Origin of the sequence: Burkholderia sp. Bp9099, from assembly GCF_003857805.1 — a bacterium.
Lineage (GTDB): Bacteria > Pseudomonadota > Gammaproteobacteria > Burkholderiales > Burkholderiaceae > Burkholderia.
The window spans coordinates 109,404-134,429 of record NZ_QTPU01000015.1; the positions used below are offsets into that span (position 1 = coordinate 109,404).

Annotated in this window: 24 protein-coding genes; 16 read left to right on the forward strand and 8 right to left on the reverse strand. The window is 69.2% G+C overall.

Translation table 11 applies throughout. The features are described 5' to 3' along the window. Positions 1–73: 73 nt before the first annotated feature. Complete coding sequence (locus DIE17_RS19200; RefSeq protein ID WP_044844700.1) at positions 74–802, reverse strand: YebC/PmpR family DNA-binding transcriptional regulator; 729 nt, start codon at positions 800–802, stop codon at positions 74–76. Between the two features lie 218 nt (positions 803–1,020). Beyond that, the gene (upp, locus tag DIE17_RS19205) at positions 1,021–1,671 is read right to left on the reverse strand and encodes a uracil phosphoribosyltransferase (protein ID WP_006478229.1); all 651 of its coding nucleotides are present in this window, start codon (positions 1,669–1,671) and stop codon (positions 1,021–1,023) included. Between the two features lie 244 nt (positions 1,672–1,915). Between upp and DIE17_RS19210 the strand changes: the two genes are divergently transcribed. Next, positions 1,916–2,695 carry an SDR family oxidoreductase gene (locus DIE17_RS19210; RefSeq protein WP_044844699.1) on the forward strand — a complete coding sequence of 260 codons (780 nt, stop codon included), beginning with the start codon at positions 1,916–1,918 and terminating at the stop codon, positions 2,693–2,695. 55 nt (positions 2,696–2,750) lie between these two features. Further along, positions 2,751–3,143, forward strand: coding sequence for a methylglyoxal synthase (locus tag DIE17_RS19215; protein ID WP_044844698.1), 393 nt, complete (start codon positions 2,751–2,753; stop codon positions 3,141–3,143). A 129-nt stretch (positions 3,144–3,272) separates the two neighbouring features. Here the strand turns inward: DIE17_RS19215 and DIE17_RS19220 are convergent, their stop codons facing one another. Beyond that, complete coding sequence (locus DIE17_RS19220; RefSeq protein WP_044844697.1) at positions 3,273–3,740, reverse strand: T6SS effector amidase Tae4 family protein; 468 nt, start codon at positions 3,738–3,740, stop codon at positions 3,273–3,275. A 15-nt stretch (positions 3,741–3,755) separates the two neighbouring features. Beyond that, entirely contained in the window at positions 3,756–4,109 is a 354-nt protein-coding gene (locus tag DIE17_RS19225; protein WP_124487214.1) for a Rap1a/Tai family immunity protein, read from the reverse strand. A 440-nt stretch (positions 4,110–4,549) separates the two neighbouring features. Between DIE17_RS19225 and DIE17_RS19230 the strand changes: the two genes are divergently transcribed. The 14 genes from DIE17_RS19230 to DIE17_RS19295 all read left to right on the forward strand — a co-directional run bounded on the left by DIE17_RS19230 (position 4,550) and on the right by DIE17_RS19295 (position 20,516). After that, positions 4,550–5,524 carry a quinone oxidoreductase family protein gene (locus DIE17_RS19230; RefSeq protein WP_124487215.1) on the forward strand — a complete coding sequence of 325 codons (975 nt, stop codon included), beginning with the start codon at positions 4,550–4,552 and terminating at the stop codon, positions 5,522–5,524. Positions 5,525–5,889: 365 nt separating this feature from the next. Then, positions 5,890–5,982: a K(+)-transporting ATPase subunit F gene (kdpF, locus tag DIE17_RS19235; RefSeq protein ID WP_006752209.1), complete on the forward strand. Its 93-nt coding sequence runs from the start codon at positions 5,890–5,892 to the stop codon at positions 5,980–5,982. Further along, positions 5,979–7,784, forward strand: coding sequence for a potassium-transporting ATPase subunit KdpA (kdpA, locus tag DIE17_RS19240; protein ID WP_124522471.1), 1,806 nt, complete (start codon positions 5,979–5,981; stop codon positions 7,782–7,784). Before kdpF ends, kdpA begins: the two co-directional genes overlap by 4 nt. A 54-nt stretch (positions 7,785–7,838) precedes the next feature. Beyond that, positions 7,839–9,923, forward strand: coding sequence for a potassium-transporting ATPase subunit KdpB (gene kdpB / locus DIE17_RS19245; RefSeq protein ID WP_124522472.1), 2,085 nt, complete (start codon positions 7,839–7,841; stop codon positions 9,921–9,923). Positions 9,924–9,947: 24 nt separating this feature from the next. Further along, positions 9,948–10,529 (forward strand): potassium-transporting ATPase subunit KdpC, encoded by a 582-nt coding sequence (gene kdpC / locus DIE17_RS19250; protein ID WP_124522474.1) that lies wholly within the window; start codon positions 9,948–9,950, stop codon positions 10,527–10,529. 162 nt (positions 10,530–10,691) lie between these two features. Then, positions 10,692–13,535 (forward strand): sensor histidine kinase, encoded by a 2,844-nt coding sequence (locus DIE17_RS19255; protein ID WP_124522476.1) that lies wholly within the window; start codon positions 10,692–10,694, stop codon positions 13,533–13,535. Beyond that, complete coding sequence (gene kdpE / locus DIE17_RS19260; RefSeq protein ID WP_040127870.1) at positions 13,528–14,226, forward strand: two-component system response regulator KdpE; 699 nt, start codon at positions 13,528–13,530, stop codon at positions 14,224–14,226. The genes DIE17_RS19255 and kdpE overlap by 8 nt, the downstream gene beginning before the upstream one ends. A gap of 157 nt (positions 14,227–14,383) precedes the next feature. After that, positions 14,384–14,668 (forward strand): DUF333 domain-containing protein, encoded by a 285-nt coding sequence (locus tag DIE17_RS19265; RefSeq protein ID WP_124522478.1) that lies wholly within the window; start codon positions 14,384–14,386, stop codon positions 14,666–14,668. A 179-nt stretch (positions 14,669–14,847) separates the two neighbouring features. Further along, entirely contained in the window at positions 14,848–15,168 is a 321-nt protein-coding gene (gene sugE / locus DIE17_RS19270; protein ID WP_044844689.1) for a quaternary ammonium compound efflux SMR transporter SugE, read from the forward strand. A 215-nt stretch (positions 15,169–15,383) separates the two neighbouring features. Next, the gene (locus tag DIE17_RS19275; protein ID WP_040144699.1) at positions 15,384–16,001 is read left to right on the forward strand and encodes a DUF4126 domain-containing protein; all 618 of its coding nucleotides are present in this window, start codon (positions 15,384–15,386) and stop codon (positions 15,999–16,001) included. A gap of 107 nt (positions 16,002–16,108) precedes the next feature. Beyond that, positions 16,109–18,613 carry an ABC transporter permease gene (locus tag DIE17_RS19280; protein WP_124522504.1) on the forward strand — a complete coding sequence of 835 codons (2,505 nt, stop codon included), beginning with the start codon at positions 16,109–16,111 and terminating at the stop codon, positions 18,611–18,613. Positions 18,614–18,655: 42 nt separating this feature from the next. Continuing rightward, a complete protein-coding gene (locus DIE17_RS19285) occupies positions 18,656–19,066 on the forward strand; it encodes a group II truncated hemoglobin (protein WP_044844686.1) in 411 nt (136 codons plus the stop codon). A gap of 104 nt (positions 19,067–19,170) precedes the next feature. Then, complete coding sequence (locus DIE17_RS19290; protein ID WP_124487219.1) at positions 19,171–19,902, forward strand: alanyl-tRNA editing protein; 732 nt, start codon at positions 19,171–19,173, stop codon at positions 19,900–19,902. Then, on the forward strand, positions 19,899–20,516 hold the full coding sequence (locus DIE17_RS19295) for a DUF924 family protein (RefSeq protein ID WP_044844684.1): 618 nt from the start codon (positions 19,899–19,901) through the stop codon (positions 20,514–20,516). Before DIE17_RS19290 ends, DIE17_RS19295 begins: the two co-directional genes overlap by 4 nt. Positions 20,517–20,618: 102 nt before the next feature. Here the strand turns inward: DIE17_RS19295 and DIE17_RS19300 are convergent, their stop codons facing one another. From DIE17_RS19300 to DIE17_RS19315, 4 genes are all read right to left on the reverse strand, one after another. Then, on the reverse strand, positions 20,619–22,514 hold the full coding sequence (locus DIE17_RS19300; protein ID WP_124487220.1) for a glycosyl transferase: 1,896 nt from the start codon (positions 22,512–22,514) through the stop codon (positions 20,619–20,621). 228 nt (positions 22,515–22,742) lie between these two features. After that, positions 22,743–23,504 (reverse strand): SDR family oxidoreductase, encoded by a 762-nt coding sequence (locus DIE17_RS19305; protein ID WP_124522480.1) that lies wholly within the window; start codon positions 23,502–23,504, stop codon positions 22,743–22,745. Between the two features lie 22 nt (positions 23,505–23,526). Next, a complete protein-coding gene (locus tag DIE17_RS19310) occupies positions 23,527–24,108 on the reverse strand; it encodes a TIGR00730 family Rossman fold protein (RefSeq protein ID WP_044844682.1) in 582 nt (193 codons plus the stop codon). Next, a complete protein-coding gene (locus DIE17_RS19315; RefSeq protein ID WP_044844681.1) occupies positions 24,105–24,860 on the reverse strand; it encodes a TetR/AcrR family transcriptional regulator in 756 nt (251 codons plus the stop codon). The genes DIE17_RS19310 and DIE17_RS19315 overlap by 4 nt, the downstream gene beginning before the upstream one ends. Positions 24,861–25,026: the final 166 nt, after the last annotated feature.

The window sequence follows — 25,026 nt, forward strand, 5'->3', positions numbered from 1 at the left end:
CGGCACGCTCAGGCGCGCCGGCCGCGAAATCGGTCGGGCCGCCGTCGCAACGCTGCGCACGGCGGCCGGCATCTCATTCCTCGACGATGACGGCGTTCGTATACACCTCCTGCACGTCGTCGAGGTTCTCGAGCGCGTCCAGGAGCTTCTGCATCTTCGCCGCATCGTCGCCGGTAAATTCGACTTCGTTCTGCGGCTTCATCGTCACTTCGGCGAGTTCGGCCTTGAAGCCCGCGGCTTCGAGCGCGTCCTTCACTGCCGAGAACGCCTGCCAGTCGCACAGCACTTCGATCGAGCCGTCGTCGTTCGTGCTGACGTCGTCCGCGCCGGCTTCGAGCGCCGCTTCCATCAGCGCGTCTTCCGACGTGCCGGGCGCGAACAGGAACTGGCCGACGTGATCGAACATGAACGCGACCGAACCGTCGGTGCCCATGTTGCCGCCGAACTTCGAGAATGCGTGACGGACTTCCGCGACCGTGCGGGTGCGGTTGTCGGTCAGCGTGTCGACGATGATCGCCGCGCCGCTGATGCCGTAGCCTTCATAACGGATTTCTTCGTAGTTCGCGCCGTCCGCGCCGCCGACGCCGCGGTCGATCGCGCGCTTGACGTTGTCCTTCGGCATGTTCGCGTCGGCCGCCTTGTCGACCGCGAGACGCAGGCGCGGGTTCGAACTCGCGTCGCCGCCGCCGAGGCGGGCCGCGACCTGGATTTCCTTGATCAGTCGGGTCCAGATCTTGCCGCGCTTCGCGTCGGCTGCTGCCTTCTTATGCTTGATGTTGGCCCATTTCGAATGACCAGCCATACCTTTCTCCGTGCCCGGGCGCGCTGCGCGGGCGATTGTGCCAATGTGTCGTTGAATCGGCGGCCGTCTGGGCGGGCATGAAGCCGCGGGGCCGCGCGTGTCGAGTGGAACGTGATTTTATCACGCGGCGACCGTCGCTTCGGGGCCGCCGCGCATGGCCGAACGGCCGGGCGGGCCGTTGCGGCGTGCCGGGCCGCGCGGCCCGGCGTCGTCGTATGTCAGTTCTTGGTGCCGAACAGGCGGTCGCCCGCGTCGCCCAGGCCCGGCACGATGTACGCATGCTCGTTCAGGTGCGAGTCGAGCGACGCGACGAACAGCTTCACGTCCGGGTGCGCGTCCTGGAACACCTGCACGCCCTCGGGCGCGGCGACCAGCGCGACGAACATGATGTTCGCGGCCGGCACGTTGCGGCGCTTGAGCACGTCGACCGCGTGCACGGCCGAATAGCCGGTCGCGACCATCGGGTCGCACAGGATGAAGATGCGATCCTCGAGATCGGGCAGGCGCACCAGGTATTCGACCGGGCGGTGATCTTCCGCGCGGTACACGCCGATGTGGCCGACGCGCGCGGACGGCACCAGGTCGAGCAGGCCGTCCGACATCCCGATGCCGGCGCGCAGCACGGGCACGATCGCGAGCTTCTTGCCCGCGATCACCGGCGCGTCGACCGCCACCAGCGGGGTTTCGACCCGCTTGGTCGTGATCGGCAGGTTGCGGGTGATCTCGTAGCCCATCAGCAGCGTGATCTCGCGCAGCAGTTCGCGGAACGTGCGCGTCGACGTGTCCTTGTCGCGCATGTGGGTCAGCTTGTGCTGGATCAGCGGGTGATCGGTGATGAAGAGATTCGGGAAACGGCTGTCCTGTTTCATGACGGGGTGCCTTGGCGGCAAAAGGGGATCGGGGGCGGCGCCGGCGCCAGGCCGGCCGCCGCTCATGGCCGCAATTTTACCAAGGCGCGCCACGTGATCCGGATATTATCGACGTCTCACGACAATCCGCGCGCCGTGTTCGCCCGCTCGCCTGCGTTCGCGACCGTTCGCCCGCCCGGCGAACCGGCCTGCGACCCGTCGGCGACCGGCCCGTCCGGCGCGCGTCGCCATAAAGGAATCGACGATGGATCTCGGCATCGCAGGAAAGACCGCGCTCGTGTGCGCGGCGAGCAAGGGGCTCGGGCGCGGCTGCGCGGAAGCGCTGGCCGCCGAGGGCGTGAACCTCGTGATCGTCGCGCGCACGCGCGACACGCTGGAGGAAACCGCGGAGGAGATCCGCGCCGGGTCGAACGTGTCGATCACCGCCGTCGCCTGCGACATCACGACGCCCGACGGCCGCGCGGCCGCGCTCGCCGCGTGCCCGCAGCCGGACATTCTCGTGACGAATGCCGGCGGGCCGCCGCCCGGCGATTTCCGCGATTTCTCGCACGACGACTGGATCCGCGCGCTCGAGTCGAACATGCTGACGCCGATCGAGCTGATCCGCGCGACCGTCGACGGGATGATCGGCCGCGGCTTCGGCCGGATCGTCAACATCACGAGCTCGGCCGTGAAGGCGCCGATCGACGTGCTCGCGCTGTCGAACGGCGCGCGCTCGGGGTTGACCGGCTTCGTCGCGGGGCTGTCGCGCAAGGTCGCGGGGCAGGGCGTGACGATCAACAACCTGCTGCCCGGGCTGTTCGACACCGACCGGATCGCGACGACGCTCGCCGCGTCGGCGAAGGCGCAGGGCGTGAGCGTCGACGAGATGCGCGCGCGGCGCGCGAAGGAAATCCCGGCCGGGCGCCTCGGCACGCGCGCCGAATTCGGCGCGGCGTGTGCGTTCCTCTGCAGCGTGCATGCCGGCTATATCACCGGGCAGAACTGGCTGCTCGACGGCGGCGCGTATCCGGGCACGTTCTGACGCGCGCACCGCCGTTCACACATACGACAACAATCGACCCACGAAGGAAACGGAGATGAGCAAACCCCGCATCGCACTGATTGCGCACGACGCGAAGAAGGACGAGATCGTCGCGCTCGCGGGCCAGTACCGCGCGACGCTCGCGCAATGCCGGCTGGTCGCGACGGGCACGACGGGCGGCCGCATCGCCGCCGCGCACGGGCTCGAGGTCGAGCGCAAGCTGTCGGGGCCGCAAGGCGGCGACCTGCAGATCGGTGCTGAGCTGGCCGAAGGCCGCGTCGACATCGTCGTGTTCCTGCGCGACCCGATGACCGCGCAGCCGCACGACCCGGACATCACCGCGCTGGTGCGCGCATGCGACGTGCACGACGTGCCGGTCGCGACGAATGTCGCGACCGCGCGGATGTTGCTCGACGATCTGGCGCGCAACATGCAGGACGTTTGCTAGGCGTTCGGCACGCGTGAGTGTGCGTGCTTGCCGCCATCTGTCGTGTGGATGACATGTGACGGATGGCGGTGAGCGTTGATAGCGCCGAAACAGGCGCGGATTGCGATGCCCGAGATCGCGGCCGGTCGCTCATCGTAACGACCAGAACCACACGGTTGATGCAGCCCAGTAGCAATCCGAACTGCAGAGGGCGCGGGCGCCATCGATCAGGTCGATGTGTCCGCCGCGGCCGTTCATGTATCCGGGGATGTTCCAGAAGGCCACGACGCCCTTTCTGGCGGCAATGCCGGTCGTCGCATCGTCTCGCCGGAACACTTCAGCCTTGCCGAAATAGGCCGGCTCCGCCAGCATGTTGGCCAGCCTCGCCTGGCCGGCTTCAATTCGCCGTCCACGGTGCGGCCCCTTCTGAATGACGAGGCCGCCGCGCAATGTCATTCCGCTCTTGACGAGTGCCAGGCTGATCCGAATGGCGCACGTATTTGCATACGCCGGATTGGCGACCAGGTCTTGCCAGCCGAGCTCCTCGTATAGCGCTTCCCTGGATACCGTCCTGTTGTCCGGATAGTGGCTGTTCAGTAATGAGAAGTGTGGTTTCAAGCAGATCGTCCCCGATCAACGGCACGGATATTTCTGCTGCAGGATGCGGGTGATCAGGCCTGCTGCGTTTGTGCGCAGCGCATCGTTCGGCAGTTTTCGAAGACCGCCGATCACTTCCGAATCGATCTCTCCGGATTTGAGGCGCCCGTTGTCGCACCAGTCCTTGCCTTCGGTCATGTCGGCCACGCCGGCCAGATAACCGGTCATGACGTGGCGCTCGGCGTCGGCGTACGGATTGTTGTCCGTACGGCTGATGCCGTTGAGCAGCCGCGCACCGTCGACGCGTGGGAGCGCGGCTCCGTTCACGATGCCGATACCTGCCGACAACGATGCGAAAACAAATGCATGGCGGATGAAAAGGGCGTTCATGGCATGGGGTTCGTGAATTCGGCGCAAAGCAAAATAGCACGCTCACCGTCCCGGGAATCTCCATGGACCGCATGATTTCGCGGGGGACCGCACGGTGCAATGGGTGGCGACGCTTTGCCATCGCTGAATGGACAGCCATTCGTCCGACCCGAAGATGATTCCTTGAACGTGGCGAAATGTTACACGTGGGGCACGCGCCGCACCGAGACGAGCGCAAGGTCGCGACGGATCGGATGGCGCACCATCCGCCGGAATGCACGTCACGTGCCGATCGTCTTTCGCGAAGACCCTACGGTCGTGAAGGGATTGCCGCGGCGTGCAGCACGAGCGCGCGCGACGCGCGAAAATCACGCGCAGTGTCCCGCGTCTGCCCGCCTCGCCATTCGGGGGCAGCGACGTATTTGCCGAACCGAATTTCCAGACAAGCGAGGAGCGAAACGATGCCGAAAGCAATCCGATACGACCAGGCAGGCGGCCCGGACGTGATGAAGTGGGTCGACGTCGAGGTCAGCGAGCCGCAGGCGGGCCAGGTCCGCGTCAAGCAGCATGCGGTCGGGCTCAACTATATCGACGTGTATTTCCGCACCGGCCTCTATCCGCAGCCGTTGCCCGCCGGGCTCGGGATGGAGGCGGCCGGCGAGGTGACGGCGGTCGGCGATGACGTGACCGCGTTCAAGCCCGGCGACCGCGTCGCCTATGTGTGGTCGTCGCCCGGCGCGTACGCGCAGGAGCGCGTGCTGCCCGCCGACCGCCTCGTCAAGCTGCCGGACGGCATCAGCTACGACGCAGCGGCGTCGGTGATGCTGCAGGGCCTGACCGCACACTACCTGCTGCGCCGCACGTATCCGGTCAAGGCCGGCGACACGATCCTGATCCATGCCGCGGCGGGCGGCGTCGGCCTGCTGGTCTGCCAGTGGGCGAAGGCGCTCGGCGCAACGGTGATCGGCACGGTCGGCTCCGACGAGAAGGCCGAACTCGCGAAAGCGCACGGCTGCGACCACCCGATCGTCTACACGCGCGAGAATTTCACGCAGCGCGTGAGGGCGATCACGAACGATGCGCTCGTGCCGGTCGTCTACGATTCGATCGGCAAGGACACCTACATCGGTTCGCTCGACTGCCTCGCGCCGCTCGGGCTGTTCGTCAGCTTCGGCAACGCGTCGGGCCCGCTGCCGCCGATCGACTCGAAGGAGCTCTCGTCGCGCGGTTCGCTGTTCTTCACGCGGCCGACGCTGTTCTCGTACATCGCGAAGCGCGCCGATCTCGAAGCCGCGGCCGCCGAGCTGTTCGACGTGATCCTGTCGGGCAAGGTGAAGACGAGCATCAACCAGCGCTATCCGCTCGCGGAAGTCGGCCGCGCGCATGCCGACCTCGAGTCGCGCAAGACGACCGGCTCGACGATCCTAATTCCCTGACGTATCCCTTCGCGCCGGCACCACGCCGGCGCGCACCCTGGCGGGCGGCGACGGTCGCCGTCGGTCCAGTCTTTGTCTCGACCGACGTTCGGTCCGCTGTTCCGCCCGCTGTCCCGCCGCTGTTCCGCCCGCCGTCCCCCGCCGTCCGCCGCCGCACGCGTTTACGCGTTTTTTATGCCGGCCCGATGACCTTTGACCCGTCCTTTACGCGCGTTCCCATAAGGTTCTAGTCGTCCGATTTCGACGACGGAGAACACAAAAATGGATGGGGTTTTCATCGGCGCACTGGTGCTGTTCACAGCGCTGATCCTCGGTTTGCTTGCCGGTTGCGAGACGCTCGCGCAATACGGCCGCGGGGGGCGCGCATGACCTGGATGCTTTGGCTGGCGGGTGCCTCGACGGCCCTGCTGTTCGCGTATCTCGTCTTTGCGCTGCTGCGCGCGGAGGACATCGAATGAACGCGAACAACCTGTTGCAGACGCTGCTGTTCATCGTCGTGCTGCTTGCGGCGGCCGTGCCGGTCGCGCGCTACCTGACGGCCGTGATGGACGGCAGCTCGCGCGTCGTGCGCGTGTTCGGACCGCTCGAGCGCGTGCTGTACCGCATCGCCGGCGTCGACGCCGGCACCGAGATGACCTGGAAGCGCTACGCGGTCGCCACGATCGCATTCAACGCGCTCGGCGCGCTGTTTCTCTACGGCCTGCTGCGCCTGCAGGGTTTCCTTCCCGGCAATCCGCAGCAGTTCGGCGCGATGACGACTGACGGCGCATTCAACACGGCCGTCAGCTTCGTCACCAACACGAACTGGCAGGACTACACGCCCGAGCAGACCGTCAGCTACCTGACGCAGATGCTCGGCCTGACGGTGCAGAACTTCCTGTCGGCCGCGACCGGCATCGTCGTCGTGATCGCGCTGATCCGCGGCTTTGCGCGTCACACCGCGCAGACGATCGGCAACTTCTGGGTCGACCTCACGCGCGTGACGCTGTACGTGCTCGTGCCGATGGCGGCGCTCGTCGCCGCGCTGTTGATGAGCCAGGGCGTGATCCAGAACATGAAGTCCTACCAGGACGTGCCGGTGCTGCAGACGAGCACCTATGCTGCGCCGAAGCTCGACGCGCAGGGCAACCCGGTGAAGGACGACAAGGGTAACGCGGTCACGGTGCCGACGCAGCTGACGAAGCAGACACTCGCGATGGGCCCGGTCGCGTCGCAGGAAGCGATCAAGATGCTCGGCACCAACGGTGGCGGCTTCTTCAACGCGAACTCCGCGCATCCGTACGAGAACCCGACGCCGTTCGCCAACTTCGTTCAGATCTTCGCGATCCTGATCATTCCAGCGGCGCTGTGCCTCGTGTTCGGCCGGATGATCGGCGACCGCCGGCAGGGCATCGCGGTGCTCGCGGCGATGACGGTCGCGTTTGCGGTCGCGATCGGCGTCGAGGTGAGCGCCGAGCAGGCCGGCAACCCGGCGCTCGCCGCGCTGCACGTCGACCAGTCGACGAGCGCGCTGCAGCCGGGCGGCAACATGGAAGGCAAGGAAACGCGCTTCGGCATTGCGCAGACCGGCATCTTCACGGTCGCGACGACGGCCGCGTCGTGCGGCGCGGTCGACACGATGCACGATTCGCTGACGCCGCTCGGCGGTCTCGTGCCGATGCTGCTGATGCAGCTCGGCGAGGTGATCTACGGCGGTGTCGGGTCCGGTCTCTACGGGATGCTGGTGTTCGCGCTGCTCGCGGTGTTCGTCGCGGGCCTGATGATCGGCCGCACGCCGGAATACGTCGGCAAGAAGATCGAGTCGTACGAGATGAAGATGGTGTCGATCGTCGTGCTGCTCACGCCGCTGCTCGTCTTGGTCGGCACGTCGATCGCGGTGCTGGCCGACGCGGGCCGTGCCGGCATCGCGAACCCGGGCCCGCACGGCTTCTCGGAAATCCTGTACGCGTTCAGCTCGGCCGCGAACAACAACGGCAGCGCGTTCGCGGGCCTGACGGTCGGCACGCCGTTCTACAACTGGATGACCGCGATCGCGATGTGGTTCGGCCGCTTCGGCACGATCGTGCCGGTGCTGGCGATCGCCGGCTCGCTCGCCGCGAAGAAGCGCATCGCGGTGACGAGCGGCACGCTGCCGACCCACGGCCCGCTGTTCGTCGTGCTGCTGCTCGGCACCGTGATGCTGGTGGGCGCGCTGACCTACGTGCCGGCGCTCGCGCTCGGCCCGGGCGTCGAGCATCTGATGATGTGGCTGGGCGCATGACGCACGAGCGCATGGCGACACCTTGCAAAGACTGAAGAGATTGAAGAGATCGCAATGACTCAACATTCCGCAACACGGTCCATGTTCGATCCGGCGCTGCTGCGCCCGGCGATCGTGGATTCGTTCAAGAAACTCACGCCGCGCACGCAGTTCCGCAACCCGGTGATGTTCTGCGTGTACGTCGGCAGCATCCTGACCACGATCCTGTGGATCGCGGCGCTCGCCGGCCAGGCCGAGGCGCCGGCGGGCTTCATCCTCGCGATCGCGCTGTGGCTGTGGTTCACCGTGCTGTTCGCGAACTTCGCCGAAGCGCTCGCCGAAGGGCGCTCGAAGGCGCAGGCCGCGTCGCTGCGCAGCGCGAAGAAGGACGTGATGGCGAAGAAGCTCAACGAGCCGCATCCGAAGTCGCCGATCCGCATCACGACCGCGTCGGACTTGCGTAAAGGCGACGTCGTGCTGGTCGAGGCCGGCGACGTGATCCCGGCCGACGGCGAAGTCGTCGACGGCGTCGCGTCGGTCGACGAATCGGCGATCACCGGCGAATCCGCGCCGGTGATCCGCGAATCGGGCGGCGACTTCTCGTCGGTGACCGGCGGCACGCGCGTGCTGTCCGACTGGATCGTCGTGACGGTCACCGCGAACCCCGGCGAGGCGTTCCTCGACCGGATGATCGCGATGGTCGAGGGCGCGAAGCGCAAGAAGACGCCGAACGAGGTCGCGCTGACGATCCTGCTCGTCGCGCTGACGATCGTGATGCTGCTCGCGACCGCGACGCTGCTGCCGTTCTCGATGTTCTCGGTCGACGCGATGAAGGCCGGCCACGTGGTGACGATCACCGCGCTCGTCGCGCTGCTGGTGTGCCTGATCCCGACGACGATCGGCGGGCTGCTGTCGGCGATCGGCGTGGCCGGGATGAGCCGGATGATGCAGGCGAACGTGATCGCGACGTCGGGCCGCGCGGTGGAAGCGGCCGGCGACGTCGACGTGCTGCTGCTCGACAAGACCGGCACGATCACGCTCGGCAACCGCCAGGCGTCGATGTTCGTGCCCGCGCCGGGCGTGAGCGAGGAGGCGCTGGCCGATGCCGCGCAGCTGTCGTCGCTCGCCGACGAGACGCCGGAAGGCCGCAGCATCGTCGTGCTCGCGAAGGAACGCTTCAACATCCGCCAGCGCGACATGGCGCAGCTGCATGCGACCTTCCTCGGCTTCTCCGCGCAGACGCGGATGAGCGGCGTCGATCTCCCGGGTCGCGAGATCCGCAAGGGTGCGGCCGATGCGATCCGCCGCTACGTCGAGACGCACGGCAGCCGCTTCCCGGATGAAGTGCGCCGCGCGGTCGACGACGTCGCGCGCCGCGGCAGCACGCCGCTCGTCGTGGCCGACCTGCACGACGGCGTGGCGCGCGTGCTCGGCGTGATCGAGCTGAAGGACATCGTGAAGGGCGGTATCAAGGAGCGCTTCGCGGAACTGCGCAAGATGGGCATCAAGACCGTGATGGTGACGGGCGACAACCGGCTGACGGCCGCGGCGATCGCGGCGGAAGCGGGCGTCGACGACTTCCTCGCGGAAGCGACGCCGGAAACCAAGCTCGCGACGATCCGCGAGCACCAGGCGGCGGGGCGCCTCGTCGCGATGACGGGCGACGGCACCAACGACGCGCCGGCGCTCGCGCAGGCCGACGTGGCGGTGGCGATGAACACCGGCACGCAGGCGGCGAAGGAAGCCGGCAACATGGTCGACCTCGATTCGAACCCGACGAAGCTGATCGAGATCGTCGAAATCGGCAAGCAGATGCTGATGACGCGCGGGTCGCTGACGACGTTCTCGATCGCGAACGACATCGCGAAGTACTTCGCGATCATCCCGGCCGCGTTCGTGACGACGTACCCGCAACTGCGCGTGCTCGACATCATGCATTTGACGTCGCCGGCCTCCGCGATCCTGTCCGCGGTGATCTTCAACGCGCTGATCATCGTCGCGCTGATCCCGCTCGCGCTGAAGGGCGTCACCTACCGGCCGCTCGGCGCCGCGTCGCTGCTGCGCCGCAACCTGCTGGTGTACGGTCTCGGCGGCGTGCTGCTGCCGTTCCCGTTCATCAAGCTGATCGACATGACGCTCGCCGCGCTCGGCTGGGCCTGATGCGCCGCATTTGAAGGAACCCTCATGAAAACGTTGATTCGCCCGCTCGTCGTGATCTTTGTCGTCCTGACCGCCGTGACGGGGCTCGCCTATCCGGCCGTGATGACCGTGTTCGGCCAGGCCGTGTTTCCGTCGCAGGCGAACGGCAGCCTGATCGAGCAGGGCGGCCGCGCGGTCGGCTCCGCGCTGATCGGCCAGCAGTTCGACGCGCCGAAGTATTTCTGGGGCCGCCTGTCGGCCACGTCGCCGATGCCGTACAACGCGACCGGCTCCGGCGGCTCGAACCTCGGCCCGCTGAACCCGTCGCTCGCCGACCAGGTGAAGGCGCGCATCGCCGCGCTGCGCGACGCCGGCACCGACATGTCGAAGCCCGTGCCGGTCGACCTCGTGACGGCGTCGGCGAGCGGCCTCGATCCGGAGATCACGCCGGCCGCCGCCGCGTACCAGGTCGAGCGCGTCGCGAAGGCGCGCAACCTGACGGCCGACGCGGTCGCGCAGCTCGTCGCCGCGAACACGGCGGGCCGCCAGTTCGGCGTGCTCGGCGAGGCGCGCGTGAACGTGCTGAAGCTGAACCTCGCGCTCGACGCGGCGCAGGCCGCGCACTGAACGCGCGGCCGGGCTCCCGGCGCGGCAACCGGCGTGCGGCGCGGCCCGATCCGCGCCGCACGCGCTTGTCCGACGGCGCATGCGCCGTCTTTGCCTTTTGCGGCGATTTGGAACCACAATGACAGTACTCGTTCGCCATCCCGCGTTTCGCCTTCCTGACGCATGAACCGCCCCGATCCCGACCAACTCCTCGACAAGCTGCAGCGCGACGAAGAAAAGCAGCGGCGCGGCCAGCTGAAGATCTTCTTCGGCGCGTCCGCCGGCGTCGGCAAGACCTATGCGATGCTGCAGGCCGCGCGCCAGCGGCTGCAGGACGGCGTCGACGTCGTCGTCGGCATCGTCGAGACCCACGGCCGCGGCGAAACCGCCGCACTGCTCGACGGCCTCGACGTGCTGCCGCTCGCGCGCATCGAGTATCGCGGCCGCACGCTCGCCGAATTCGATCTCGACGGCGCGCTCGCGCGCGCGCCGCAGCTGATCCTCGTCGACGAACTCGCGCATTCGAACGTGCAGGGCGCACGGCACCTGAAGCGCTGGCAGGACGTCTACGAACTGCTCGACGCGGGCATCGACGTCTATACGACGGTCAACGTCCAGCATCTCGAAAGCCTGAACGACGTGGTCGGCGCGATTACCGGCATCCGCGTGTGGGAGACCGTGCCCGACCGCGTGTTCGACGCGGCCGACGAAGTCACGCTGGTCGACCTGCCGGCCGAGGAGCTGCTCGAGCGGATGCGCGACGGCAAGGTCTATCTCGCGCAGCAGGCCGAGCGCGCGGTGCGCAACTTCTTCCGCAAGGGCAACCTGATCGCGCTGCGCGAGCTGGCGCTGCGGCGCACGGCCGATCGCGTCGACGCGCAGATGCGCGAGTACCGCGCCGACCGTTCGATCCAGCGCATCTGGCAGGCGCGCGAGCGGCTGCTCGTGTGCGTCGGGCCGGGCCCCGAGGCGCCGACGCTCGTGCGCGCGGCCGCGCGGCTCGCGGCGAGCCTGAAGGCCGACTGGATCGCCGTGTACGTCGAGACGCCGCGGCTGCAGCGGCTGCCCGATGCGCGGCGGCAGCGCACGCTCGACGCGTTGAAACTCGCGGCCGAGCTCGGCGCGGAGACGGCCACGCTCGCGGGCGACGACGCGGTTGCCGCGCTGATCGGCTATGCGAAGGTGCGCAACGTGTCGAAGCTCGTCGCGGGCGGCTCGCCGAAGGTCGGGCTCGCGCGCCGCTTCGCGCGGCCGTTCGGCGAACAGCTCGCCGAACGCGCGGGCGACGTCGACCTGATGCTGATCCGCGCGTCGGCGAGCGACGAGGTGCGCGCGGCGCCGCTCGACGCGCGCGCACGCGACTGGCGCGACGCGTTCGCGCAATTCGGGTTGCGGCGTTCGCCGCCGCGCCACTACCTGTACGCCGCCGCGATCTGCGCGGCGATCACCGGTGTCGCGAGCGTCGTGTCCGAGCGGCTCGACCTCACGAACCTCGTGATGCTGTACCTGCTCGGCGTCGTGTTCTCGGCCGTGCGGCTCGGGCGCGGCCCGGGCGTGCTGCAGTCGTTCTTGTCGGTCGCCGCGTTCGATTTCTTCTTCGTGCCGCCGCGCATGTCGTTCTCGGTCAGCGACACGCAGTACCTGCTGACCTTCTTCGGGATGCTGCTGACGTCGCTCGTGATCAGCCACCTGACGTCGACGCTGACGCGCCAGGCGAGCATCGCGCAGCGCCGCGAGCGCCGCACCGGCGCGATCTACGCGATGGCGCGCGAGCTCGGCGCGGCGCTGACGACCGAGCAGATCGTCGAGATCGGCAGCCGCCACGTGGGCGAGGTGTTCCGCGCGCGCGTCGCGTTCCTGCTGCCCGACAGCGCGGACCAGGTGCGGCAGAAGATCGAGGAACCCGACGCGGCCGTCACGCTGACGGGCGCGGATCTCGACAGCGACGTCGGCCAGTGGGTGTACGACCAGCAGAAGCCGGCCGGCCGCGGCACCGACACGCTGCCCGCCGCCGCCGCGCTGTACCTGCCGCTGAAGGCGCCGATGCGCACGCGCGGCGTGCTCGCGGTCGCGTCGCGCGAGCCGCGCGAACTCGAGGTGCCCGAGCAGCAGCGGATGCTCGACGCGTTCGCCGCGCAGATCGCGCTTGCGCTCGAACGCGTGCACTACGTCGAGATCGCGCGCGACGCGCTCGTCAACATGGAATCCGAGCGGCTGCGCAACTCGCTGCTGTCGGCGATCTCGCATGACCTGCGCACGCCGCTCACGACGATCGTCGGCTTTTCGTCGATGCTCGCGAACGGTCGCGCGGCCGCGCAGGACGGCGACGCCGCGGCGGCCGAACGCTTCGCGCAGCGCGAGGGCGAGCTGGTCGACGCGATCCACGACGAGGCGCTGCGGATGACGGGCATCGTCACCAACCTGCTCGACATGGCGCGGCTGCAGGCCGGCAGCCTGCAGCTCAAGCGCCAGTGGTCGCTGCTCGAGGAAACCGTCGGCGCCGCGCTCGCCGCGTGCAAGCGCGTGCTCGCGCGGCATCCGGCGCGCGTGTCGCTGCCGGCCGACCTGCCGCTCCTGCAGATGGACGCGGTGCTGATGGAGCGGCTGTTCACCAACCTGTTCGAGAACGCGGCGAAATACACACCGGCCGACGCGCCGATCGACATCGGCGCCGAACGCGTGACCGACGACGGCCAGCCCTTCGTGCGCGTGCACGTCGACGATCACGGCCCGGGCCTGCCGGCCGGGATGGAAACGCGGATCTTCGACAAGTTCACGCGCGGCGAGAAGGAATCGGCGACGCCGGGCATCGGGCTCGGCCTCGCGATCTGCCGCGCGATCGTCGAGGCGCATGGCGGTAGAATCGGCGCGCTCAACCGTATCGCGCCCGACGGCCGCGTGACGGGCGCGCGCTTCTGGTTCACGCTGCCGGTCGACACGCCGCCGGCCGTGCCTGCCGTACCCGACGACGAAATCGACGTGCCCGGCGCGTCGTCTCCCTCCGAGCCATTGCCAGACCATGAGTGAACCGAGCCTGACCGTCGTCCTGATCGAGGACGAAAAACAGATCCGCCGCTTCGTGCGCGCCGCGCTCGAAGAGGAGGACATCGCCGTGTTCGAGGCGGAGACGGGCAAGCAGGGATTGATCGACGCGGCGACCCGCAAGCCCGATCTCGTGATCGTCGACCTCGGCCTGCCCGACACCGACGGCCTCGACGTGATCCGCGAGCTGCGCGGCTGGTCCGAGGTGCCGGTGATCGTGCTGTCCGCGCGCACCCAGGAAGAGGAGAAGGTCGCCGCGCTCGATGCCGGCGCCGACGACTACCTGACCAAGCCGTTCGGCGTGTCCGAGCTGCGCGCGCGGATCCGCGCGCAACTGCGCCGGCGCAACCAGGGCGGCGCGAACGAGTCGCCGAAGGTGAGCTTCGGCACGGTGAGCGTCGATCTCGCGCTGCGCCAAGTGTGGCGCGACGGCGAGATCGTGCACCTGACGCCGCTCGAGTACCGGCTGCTCGCGACGCTCGTGCGGCACGCGGGGCGCGTGCTCACGCATCGCCAGCTGCTGCGCGACGTGTGGGGGCCGTCGCACGTCGAGAGCCATCACTATCTGCGCATCTACATGGCGCACCTGCGCCAGAAGCTCGAGCGCGATCCCGCGCAGCCCGAGCATATCGTCACCGAAACGGGAGTCGGCTACCGGCTCGTCGGCGCTGCGTGACGTCCGCGGCGTGCCGCGCGAAGCGGCCGGAATGCAAGGCCGCACGCCGGTGAAGTTGCATCGGCGCGACATTGCCGCCGCATGCGCCGGCCGCGCACACCGGCCACGGATTCCCCGCTATGCTGACCGTTCCGCGAACGAAATCGAGGAGCGTGCAATGTCCGTCCGTCTGGTCGTCATCTGTGCGCTGGCGCTCGCTGCGCCCGGCGCGTTTGCCCAGCCGCTGCCGCCCGGGCAGCAGCCTTCGGCGCCGCAACAGGCGCTCGCCAATCCCGCGTCGGTCAACTGCGCGAAGCTCGGCGGCCGCCACGTGATCCGCAACCTGTCGAGCGGGCAGGTCGGCATGTGCGTGTTCAAGGACGGCCGGGTGTGCGACGAATGGGCGCTGTACCGCGACGACCGCTGCGTGGGCGGCGGCGGCGCCAAACGCGTGTCGAACTGAGACCGGGCGCGGCCGGGCGGCGGCGCGCGGGCCATGCGTCGCAGCGATCCCCCCGTTCGCCCCCGGCCGGCGCATCCGGCATGCCCGTAAGCGTCTTGTTATACTCGGCGCCGCCCGGGGACGACCCCGGGCCATTCGCTTCAACGGGGACGGCCCCATCCGATCCGGAGTACGTCGAGATGGCGTGGGTATGGTTGTTGATCGCCGGTTTGCTGGAAGTGGCCTGGGCGGCCGGCATGAAATCGTCCGAGGGTTTCACGAAGCTCGGACCGTCGGTGGTGACGATCGTGGCGGCGCTCGCCAGCTTCGGGCTGCTCGCGGTCGCGATGCGCCAGTTGCCGCTCGGCACCGCGTATGCGGTATGGACGGGCATCGGCGCGGTCGGCGCGTTCGTGTTCGGGATCGTGATGATGGGCGAGGCGCTCACCGCCGCCCGCGTCGCGAGCGCGTCGCTGATCGTGCTCGGGCTGATCGGCCTGAAGCTGTCGTCGGCTGCGTGACGCCGCCGCGCCGGCCGGCGCCCGCCCCCGGCCGTGACGCACTGCGGAATTGCGGCGGCCCGCCTGCCAGCCTGTCTATAATGGAACGCATTCGGGCCTGAATGCCGCTGCGCCGTTCCCGGCAGGCGGCACCGGTTGCCACGCGCCGCGCGGCCGGTCATACCGACTCGATCCGATCAATCGGCAAAGCGCACGAAAAGTGCAAGGAGAGGGCCATGATCGAAGCCATTTCGCTCGGCGCGGGGCTCGCGTGGGCGAGCGGGCTGCGCCTTTACCTGACGGTGCTGATCGCCGGCGTGCTCGCGCGGGTCGGCTGGCTCCATCTGCCCGACACGCTGGCGGTCCTGACGTCGCCGTGGGTCATCGGCGCCGCCGCCGTGCTCGCCGTCACCGAATTCCTTGCCGACAAGATTCCCGCGTTCGATTCGCTGTGGGACGCGGTCCACACCTTCATCCGCATTCCGGCCGGCGCGGTGCTGGCCGCCGGTGCGCTCGGCCATGCCGACCCGACCGTGCTCGCGGTCGCCGGGCTGGCCGGCGGCTCGCTCGCCGGTGCCGCGCACGTCGCGAAGGCCGGCACGCGCGCGCTGATCAACCTGTCTCCCGAGCCGATCTCGAACTGGGTCGCATCGTCCACCGAAGACGGCCTCGTGTTCGGCGGCCTCGCACTCGCGTTCTTCGTTCCGCTTGCGTTCCTCGTGCTGCTCGCGGCGTTCATCGCGGCATCGGCCTGGGCGCTGCCGCGTCTGTGGCGCGGCGTGTCGGGCGGCTTCCGCGGGATGGCGAACCACATGGTGTCGCGGCTCAACTCGATCGGGGGCAAGCGCGATTGAAGGCGCCGTCAACCGCCGAGCGGCAGCGTCCTGACCCTTCGCCGGCCGGGCGGCCCGGCCATGCCGGCCGCTTCGGCTGGCACGACCTGATCCGCCAGGCCGCACGGATGACCGCACGCGACTGGCGTGCCGGCGAACTGACGCTGCTGGTGCTCGCGCTGGTGCTCGCGGTCGCCGCGCTGACGAGCGTCGGTTTCCTCGCCGACCGGTTGCGCCAGGGGCTTGAGCGCGACGCGCGCCAGATGCTCGGCGCCGATTTCGTCGTGCGTGCCGACCATCCCGTCGATCCGTCGTTCGATCGCGAGGCGCGCGCACTCGGCCTGCGCACCGCGACGACCGCGATCTTCCCGAGCATGATCGCGTCGGCCGCCGGCCGGCAGGCGAGCGACGCGGCGCCCGCGCGCCTCGCGGCCGTGAAGGCCGTGTCGCCCGGCTATCCGCTGCGCGGCGCGGTCGAGATCGTGCCGGCCGGCGCCGCCGCCGCGCACAAGGCGGCCGCGATTCCCGCGCCCGGCACCGTGTGGGCCGATCCCGCGCTGCTCGATGCATTGGATCTGAAGGTCGGGGATACCGTGCGTGTCGGGTTGCGCACGTTCACGGTCGCCGCGTCGATCTCCCGCGAACTCGATCGCGGCTTCTCGTTCGTCAATTTCTCGCCGCGGCTGATGATGCGCGCGGACGAGCTTGCCGCGACCGGGCTCACCGGCTACGGCAGCCGCGTCACGTACCGGCTGCTGGTCGCCGGCGACCCGGCGGCCGTCGCGCGCTTCGAGGCCTATGCGCACGGGCGCGTCGACGGCGGCAAGCTGCGCGGCGTCGGTCTCGAATCGCTGCAGGAAGGCCAGCCGCAAGTGCGCCAGACGCTCGATCGTGCGCGCCATTTCCTGACGCTCGTCGCGCTCCTGACCGCATTGCTCGCGGCGGTCGCGATCGCGATGGCCGCCCAGCGCTACATGCGGCGCCATCTGGACGGCTGCGCGACGATGCGCTGCCTCGGCGTGAGCCGGCGCACGCTCGGCGCGCTGTTCGCGCTCGAATTCGCCGGCCTCGGCATCGTCTCGGGTGTCGCCGGCGCGGCGCTCGGCTACGGCGGCCACTGGGCGCTCCTGGCGGCGCTCGGCGGCCTGATCGACGTCGCGCTGCCGCCGCCGACGCTGTGGCCCGCGCTCGTCGGCATCGGCACCGCGCTCGTGCTGCTGCTCGGCTTCGCGTTGCCGCCGCTCGCGCCGCTCACGCGCGTGCCGCCGGTGCGCGTGCTGCGGCGCGACTGGGGCGACGCGTCGCGCACCGCGTGGGCCGCGTATGCGCTCGGCGTCGTGCTGTTCGCGGGGCTGCTGATCGTCGCGGCGGGCAACCTGAAGCTCGGGCTGATCGTCACGGGCGGGTTCGCCGGTGCCCTGGTCGGGTTCTCGCTGATCGCGCGGCTCGTGCTGTACGCGGCGGCGCGCGCGGTGCGCGATGCGCGCGTGGCGGCGGGCATCGGCTGGCGCTATGCGCTCGCGTCGCTGCACCGGCGCGGCACGGCGAGCGCGCTGCAGATCACCGCGCTCGCGCTGGGCCTGATGTGCCTGCTGCTGATCGCGATCACGCGCAACGATCTCGTCGCCGGTTGGCGGCAGTCGATGCCGCCCGATGCACCGAACCAGTTCCTGATCGACATCCAGCCCGACCAGCGCGACGACGTCGCGGCGTGGCTCGCCGCGCACGGCGTGCGCGATGCGGTGCCCGCGCCGACGGTGCGCGGCCGGCTCGTCGCGATCAACGGCAAGCCGGTGAACCCGCAAGCGTATCCGTCCGACGAGGCGCGCCGGCTCGTCGATCGCGAGTTCAACCTGTCGTATACGACCGAGCTGCCGCCCGACAACCGGATCGTCGCAGGCGACTGGTTCGGCAATTCGGCCAGCCCGCAGATCTCGATCGAGGCCGGGCTGGCGCAGACGCTGAACGTGAAGCCTGGCGACACGCTGCGCTTCGACGTGACGGGGCTGACGGTCGATGCGCCGATCACCAGCGTGCGCAAGCTCGACTGGGGCACGTTCCGCGTCAACTTCTTCGTGCTGATGCCGCCTCCGGTGCTGAAGGATTTCCCGGCCGTCTACCTGACGAGCTTCCACCAGCCGGCCGAGCAGGCGGCGCTGCTCGATCCGCTGATCGCGCGCTACCCGAACCTGACCGCGATCGACATCGCGCCGATCCTCGCGCAGCTGCAACGGATGATGCTGCAGGTGGTCGGCGCGGTGCAGTTCCTGTTTGCGTTCACGCTCGCGGCGGGCGTGCTGGTGCTGTACACGGCGCTGGCCGGCTCGCGCGACGAGCGCGTGCGCGAGGCCGCGCTGCTGCGCGCGCTCGGCGCGTCGCGCGCGCAGGTCAATGCGGTGCAGCGCGCGGAATTCATCGTCGTCGGCGCGCTGGCCGGCGCACTGGCTGCGGCGGGGGCGATCGCGGTCGGCTGGGTGCTCGCGTCGCGCGTGTTCGAGTTCCGGCTCGCCGTCGATCCGTGGCTCGTGCCGGCCGGCATCGCGGCCGGCGTCGCGTGCGCCGGTGCGGCCGGCTGGCTGAGCCTGCATAATGTGTTGCGGCGCCCGGCGCTGCAGTCGCTGCGCGACGCTTGAGCGTCGCCGGCGGCCCCGACTATCCCGTTTCCGATTATCCGTATGACCGATGTGAATGATGAAGCGCCGTCGCAGCCGACGGCGTTCGAGCTCGTGGGCGGCGAAGCCCGCGTGCGCGAGATGGTGGACCGTTTTTACGACCTGATGGACCTCGAGCCCGAGTTCGCGGAGATTCGCGCGCTGCATCCGGCGTCGCTCGACGGCTCGCGCGACAAGCTGTTCTGGTTCCTGTGCGGCTGGCTCGGCGGCCCCGATCACTACATCAGCCGGTTCGGCCATCCGCGGCTGCGCGCCCGGCACCTGCCGTTCCCGATCGCGTCGGTCGAGCGCGATCAGTGGCTGCGCTGCATGGCGTGGGCGATGGAGGACGTCGGGTTGCCCGAGCCGCTGCGCGAACGGCTCATGCATTCGTTCTACGACACGGCCGACTGGATGCGCAACCGGCCCGGTTGATCGACCGGTACGCCGCTGTCCGGACGCTGGGCGAACTGCGTCTGGGCGGCCGGCGCGGTGCGGCGCGACACTGGTCGTTTCCCCATCGATACGAGGTTCGCCCGATGATGACCCAGGCCCTGTTTCGCGACGATGCCTATCTGACGCAGTGCGAGGCCGTCGTCGCGGCCGTCGGCGAAGACGGCATCCGGCTCGACCGCACCGTGTTCTATCCGCTCGGCGGCGGGCAGGCCGGCGACAGCGGCACGCTGACGCTGCCCGACGGCAGCACGATCGCGATCGTCGACACGCGCAAGGCGAAGTTCGAAGGCGCAACGCCCGACGATGCCGTGCACGTGCCCGAGGCGGGCCAGGAAGCGCGCGTCGCGGCGCTCGCACCCGGCGCGCGCGTGGTCGCGGACATCGACTGGCTGCGCCGCTACCGGCGCATGCGATTGCATACGGCCGCCCACCTGATGTGCGCGGTGCTGCCTTACCCGGTCGACGGCTGCAGCGTGACGGCCGACTACGTGCGGCTCGATTTCGCGACGTCGGACACGATCGACCGCGTCGACGTCGAGCGCCGTCTCGCGGAACTGGTCCACGGCGCGCATGCGGTCACGACCGAATGGATCACCGACGCGGAGATGGCCGAGCGCCCCGAACTCGTGCGCACGATGAGCGTGAAGCCGCCGCTGGGGCTGGGCCGCGTACGGCTGCTGCGCATCGAAGGTGTCGATCTGCAGCCGTGCGGCGGCACGCATGTGCGCAATACGTCGGAAATCGGCGACCTGCGGGTCGCCAGACTTGAAAAGAAGAGTGCGCGGACACGGCGCCTCGTGCTGGAGTTTGCATGACGATCGACAACCTGACGGACAGCGCCGCGGCGCTCGATCCGCAAGCGCGCGAGATTCTCGATTTCTGGTTCGGCGAACCGGATTCGGCGGCGTTCGGCCATGCGCGCAAGGTGTGGTTCAACGGCGGCGCGGCGTTCGACGACGTGCTTCGTACGCGCTACGGTGCGTTGCTCGACGCCGCGTGCGACGGCGCGTGCGATCACTGGGCCGACACGCCGCTCGGCGCGCTCGCGCTGATCGTGGTCCTCGACCAGTTCTCGCGCAACATTCACCGCGGCACGCCGCGCGCGTTCGCCGCCGATCCGAGAGCGCTGGCGCTCGCGCGGCGCGTCGTCGCGGCCGGGTGGGACGCGCAGTTGCCGAGCGGCCATCACCGCGCGTTTGCGTACCTGCCGTTCGAACATGACGAGTCGGACGCGAGCCAGCGCGAGGCCGTGCGCCTGTGCGCTGGCATTCGCGGCGAGGCCGGGTGTGCGAGCTATCACGACTTCGCGTTGCGTCATGCGGCCGTGATCGGGCGTTTCGGCCGTTTTCCGCACCGGAACGCGATTCTCGGCCGTGCATCGACCGATGCGGAGGCGGCATTCCTGCGCGAGCCCGGCTCGTCGTTTTGACGGGCGGGGGGGCGGGATGGCGGGCATGAAGCCGCGCTCGCGCGCCGCTTGCGCTGGTCTTCCGGACATGACGACGGCGCCGTTTTGCGGCGCCGCCTTGCATTACTTCGTTTCGTGCGCTTCGGGCGTGCGCACGTAGACGCGCAGCAGCTCCTCGTCGTCGCCCGGGCGGGCGCCGGTCCAGAACAGTTTCCATTCGCTGCCCGGTGCCGGATCGACGGCCCGCACGCCCTGGACGATCATCCACGTGCAGCGCGTCGTCTTCGCGTCGTCGATCGGCGTGTGCTGGATACCGGAGAAGTAGTACATCATCGGCGCTTCCGATTCGCCGAGCCCGTGCAGGCTCGCCATGCAGTCGCCGTCGCTCCACTCGAGCGCGAGATGCGCGTTCAGGTCGTCGAACACCGACCGGTAGCTCTTCGCGACGTCGAGCCACGGCAGCAGCAGCGTATAAACGAGACCCCACGCGACCAGCGCGCCGGCGCCCCACGACAGCGCGCCGCGCCACAGGCCGGTCGTGCGCAGCTTCGGCAGCAGCGACAGCCAGCCGACCGTCAGCGCGAGCGCACCGATCACGAGCCCGGGCACGATCGGCATGGTCCAGTCGAGCGGCAGCCAGCGGCCGAGTACCGCGAGGTTCGCACGCGATGCACCGGGATCGGCCATGACCGCCCAGATCATCCACGCGAGCGCGACGACGGTGCCGAACAGCAGGCGGCTCAGGTAGTCCCATGCGAGGTGCAGCCCGCGCGGCAGGCGGTCGATCGCCTGCGCGGCGACCAGCGCGAGCGGCGCGAAGAACGGCAGGATGTAGAGCTGGCGCGAGGTCGCGGACACTTGCAGCACCGCGAGGCCGATCCCGGCGAACAGCACGGGCAGCGCGATGCGCGGCGTGCGCCAGTCGCGCCATGCGCCTCGCGCCAGCGCGGCGATCGCGAGCGGCGCGACCGGGAAGCCGAGCAGCAGGAACGCACGCAGGATGAAGAACGGCTTGTCGTTTTCCGCGCCGAGTTCCGGCACCGAGAAACCGAAGAAGCGGCCGACGTTGTTGTCCCAGAACCACGTCATGAACAGCGTCTCGGAACGCAGGAACAGCGCGGTTGGCCAGATGAGCGCGAACGGTGCGAACACCAGCGCGGCGACGCCGAGCGAGCGTGCGAACGCGCGCGTACGGCAGGCGGGGTAGAGCACCAGCGCGCCCGTGAGCGTGGCCGCGAACACGAGCGGCACGAACAGCCCCTTCGCCATCAGCGCGATGCCGACGCCCGCGCCGAAGAGCGGCGCGGCCCAGCGGCCGGACGGCCGCACCGGCAGCCCGTGCCGCATCTGCCGCGCCTGCGCGACGTGCCGCATCACGAGCTCGAGCAGGCCGCAGAAGCCCATTGCGGTGCCGGCGAACAGCGCGACGTCCGTCATCATGTCGTGCACGTGCTTGATCACGACGAGCGTGCCCGCGCTCAGCACGACGGGGCCGATCACGCGCAGGTCGAGCCAGCTGTCGGCCCGGCCGGCACTGCGGGCCGCGCGAGCGATGAAGCCGAACGCGAGCGCCGCGAACAGCGCGCTCGCGAGCCGTGCCGCGTCGTGCAGCGGCATTACCCGCTGCAGCAGCCACGCGAGGCTCGTCGCGACCCATGCGTAGAGCGGCGGCTTTTCCATGAACGGCTGGCCGGCGCTGGTCGGCACGACGAAGTCGCCCGTCTCGAGCATGTGCTGGATGATGCCGAACGTATAGGTTTCGTCCTGCTTCCACGGATCGTGGCCGAGCACCCCCGGCAGCGTATACGCGCACACCAGCGCGGCAACCAGCAGCCAGACGCGCCAGCCGAGCCGGAGGACGCGATCGCGGGTGGCGTTCGGTGCGGCGGCGCCGGCCACGGCAGGCGTGCCGGCGCCATCGAGTGTCGCGCTGAGGTTGGGATCGGCGGCTGAGCGTGCGTGCGCGGCCGAAGCGGGCACGGCCGTGCGTCGCCGGCCGGGCGCTGCGGTTCCTGGCATGGAAAAGATCTCGGTCGGGTCAAGCCGGTCCGGCGACATGGGCCGGGACCAATAAGGGTCGCATCGAGGCGAAATGACAGCCGGATGACCGGCCGTTTTTGGCTTGGCGCTAGTAGAACACGGAACCGTTACGGATGTTTACTGAAACAGCCGCGATATTGTGGAGATTTGTGGTGTCGTGACCACGGACGGCCCCGGTCGGCCGTTTTTCCGCCTTTTGGGGCGGGATTACCGGCCGCCGCCGACGTCGAGCAGGGCGCCCGTCGTGTAAGACGCCGCGTCGCCGAGCAGCCAGACGATCGCTTCCGCGATCTCCTGCGCTTCGCCGGCGCGGCCGAGCGGCGTCTGCGCGCCGAGGCGTGCCGCGCGGCCCGGCTGGCCGCCGCTCGCGTGGATTTCCGTCTCGATCAGGCCGGGGCGCACCGCGTTGACGCGTACGCCGTGCGGGCCGAGTTCCTTCGCGAGGCCGATCGTCAGCGAATCGACCGCGCCCTTCGAGCCCGCGTAGTCGACGTACTCGTTCGGCGAGCCGAGCCGGGACGCGATCGACGACACGTTGACGATCGCGCCGCCGCGCCCGCCGCGATCGGTGGACAGCCGGCGCGCGGCTTCGCGCGCGCACAGGTAGGCGCCGAGCACGTTGGTGTCGAACATCCGCCGCAGCCGTTCGACCGGCATGTCGGCGAGCGGCAGCGACGGCGCGACGATCCCCGCATTGTTGACGAGCGCGTCGAGGCGACCGAACGCGGTCGCGACCGTATCGAACATCGCGATGACGTCCGCTTCGTTCGCGACGTCGCCGGCGACGACGCATGCGCGGGCGCCGGCGTCGCGAACGGCTTGCGCGGTCAGTTCGGCGGCCGCCGCGTCGCGCGCGTAGTTGATGCCGACGTCCCAGCCGCGCCCGGCCGCGAGCACGGCGGTCGCGCGGCCGATGCCGCGGCTCGCGCCGGTGATGAGGACGGCCTTGCGCTCGGACGGTGCGGGCATCGCGTGCGGCTCCTGATGAACGTTACTTGGCCGCGTCGGTTGCCCACTTGTCCTGGGCGAGCGGCTGGTAGCGGCGCAGCTGTTCGATCAGCGCGACCGGTTCGGCGTCGATGCACAGTGCGTCGAAGTAGGCCGGGCGCATGAAGCCTTCGTCGACCGTATGGCGCAGCAGCGCGATCAACGGATCGTAGAACGAATCGATGTTGTACAGCGCGACGGGCTTGCGGTGATAACCGAGCTGCGCCCACGTATAGACCTCGAAGAATTCCTCGAGCGTGCCGGCGCCGCCGGGCATCGCGACGAACGCGTCGGACAGGTCGGCCATCATCTTCTTGCGGTGGTGCATGTCGGGTACGACGTGCAGCTCGGACAGCCCGGTATGGCCGACTTCCTTGTCGACGAGCAACTCGGGGATCACGCCGACCGCACGGCCGCCGGCCGCCATCACTTCATCGGCGATCACGCCCATCAAACCGACGCGGCCGCCGCCGTAGACGAGCGTGAGGCCCGCATCGACGAGCGCGCGGCCGAATGCGCGCGCGGCGTCCGCATAGACGGGCCGCACGCCGGACGACGAGCCGCAGTAAACACAGACTGCCTTCATTGTTTCGTATCCTTCGCGGCGGGCTTGGCGGCGACCGGGCTGCCCGCGGGGCGCGGCGAACCGTCGCGCGGCGGCAGGTAGTCGGTGAACTGGCGCTTGGGCAGCTTGCCGGAGACGAGATCGTCGAACAGCTGGCGCGAACGGCCGCGCAGGTACGGGGCCATGATCGAGATCACGTGCATGCTCACCTGGTGCAGCTCTTCGCGGATCGCGTCCTGGTCGTTGTACTTGCGCGGATGCATCACGTACTGATACGACAGCCAGTACGTCGAGATCACCGCCATGTTGGTGGCGATGACTTCGATCTCGGCGGGCGTCGCGACCATTTCGGCGTCGGACACGAGCAGTTCGCACATCTCGTGCGCGAAGCGCACCTTGTGGCTGATGATCTGCTTGAAGTGCGTCTCGAGCGTGCGGTTGCGCGCGAGCAGGTCGTTGAGGTCGCGATACAGGAACCGGTAGGTCCACATGAAATCGGCCATGTACTGCAGGTACGACCAGGTCTCGTCGATCGTCGGACGGTGATCTTCGGGGAAGCGTAGCCGCCGTTCGATCTGCTGCTCGAACTGCGCGAAGATGCTGTTGATGATGTCGTCCTTGTTGCGGAAATGGTAGTACAGGTTGCCTGGACTGATTTCCATTTCCTCGGCGATCGTCGTGGTCGTGACGTTCGGCTCGCCGATCTCGTTGAAGAGTTTCAACGACAACTCGAGAATCCGTTCGCGGGTGCGGCGGGGAGGTTTCGCTTCCATGTCGTCCGGCCCTGTGTGTGCCGGACTGGCGGGCGCTGCAATCGATGCTGCGGGATTCGTCCGGCGCGGGTTGCTGTTCTAAGTCTGGCGGACGATTATAAACCGCGGTTTCCTTGCATCGGGCGCATTTCGTGAGCGCGATGCGTTCCGCGCATGGTGCGCCGCC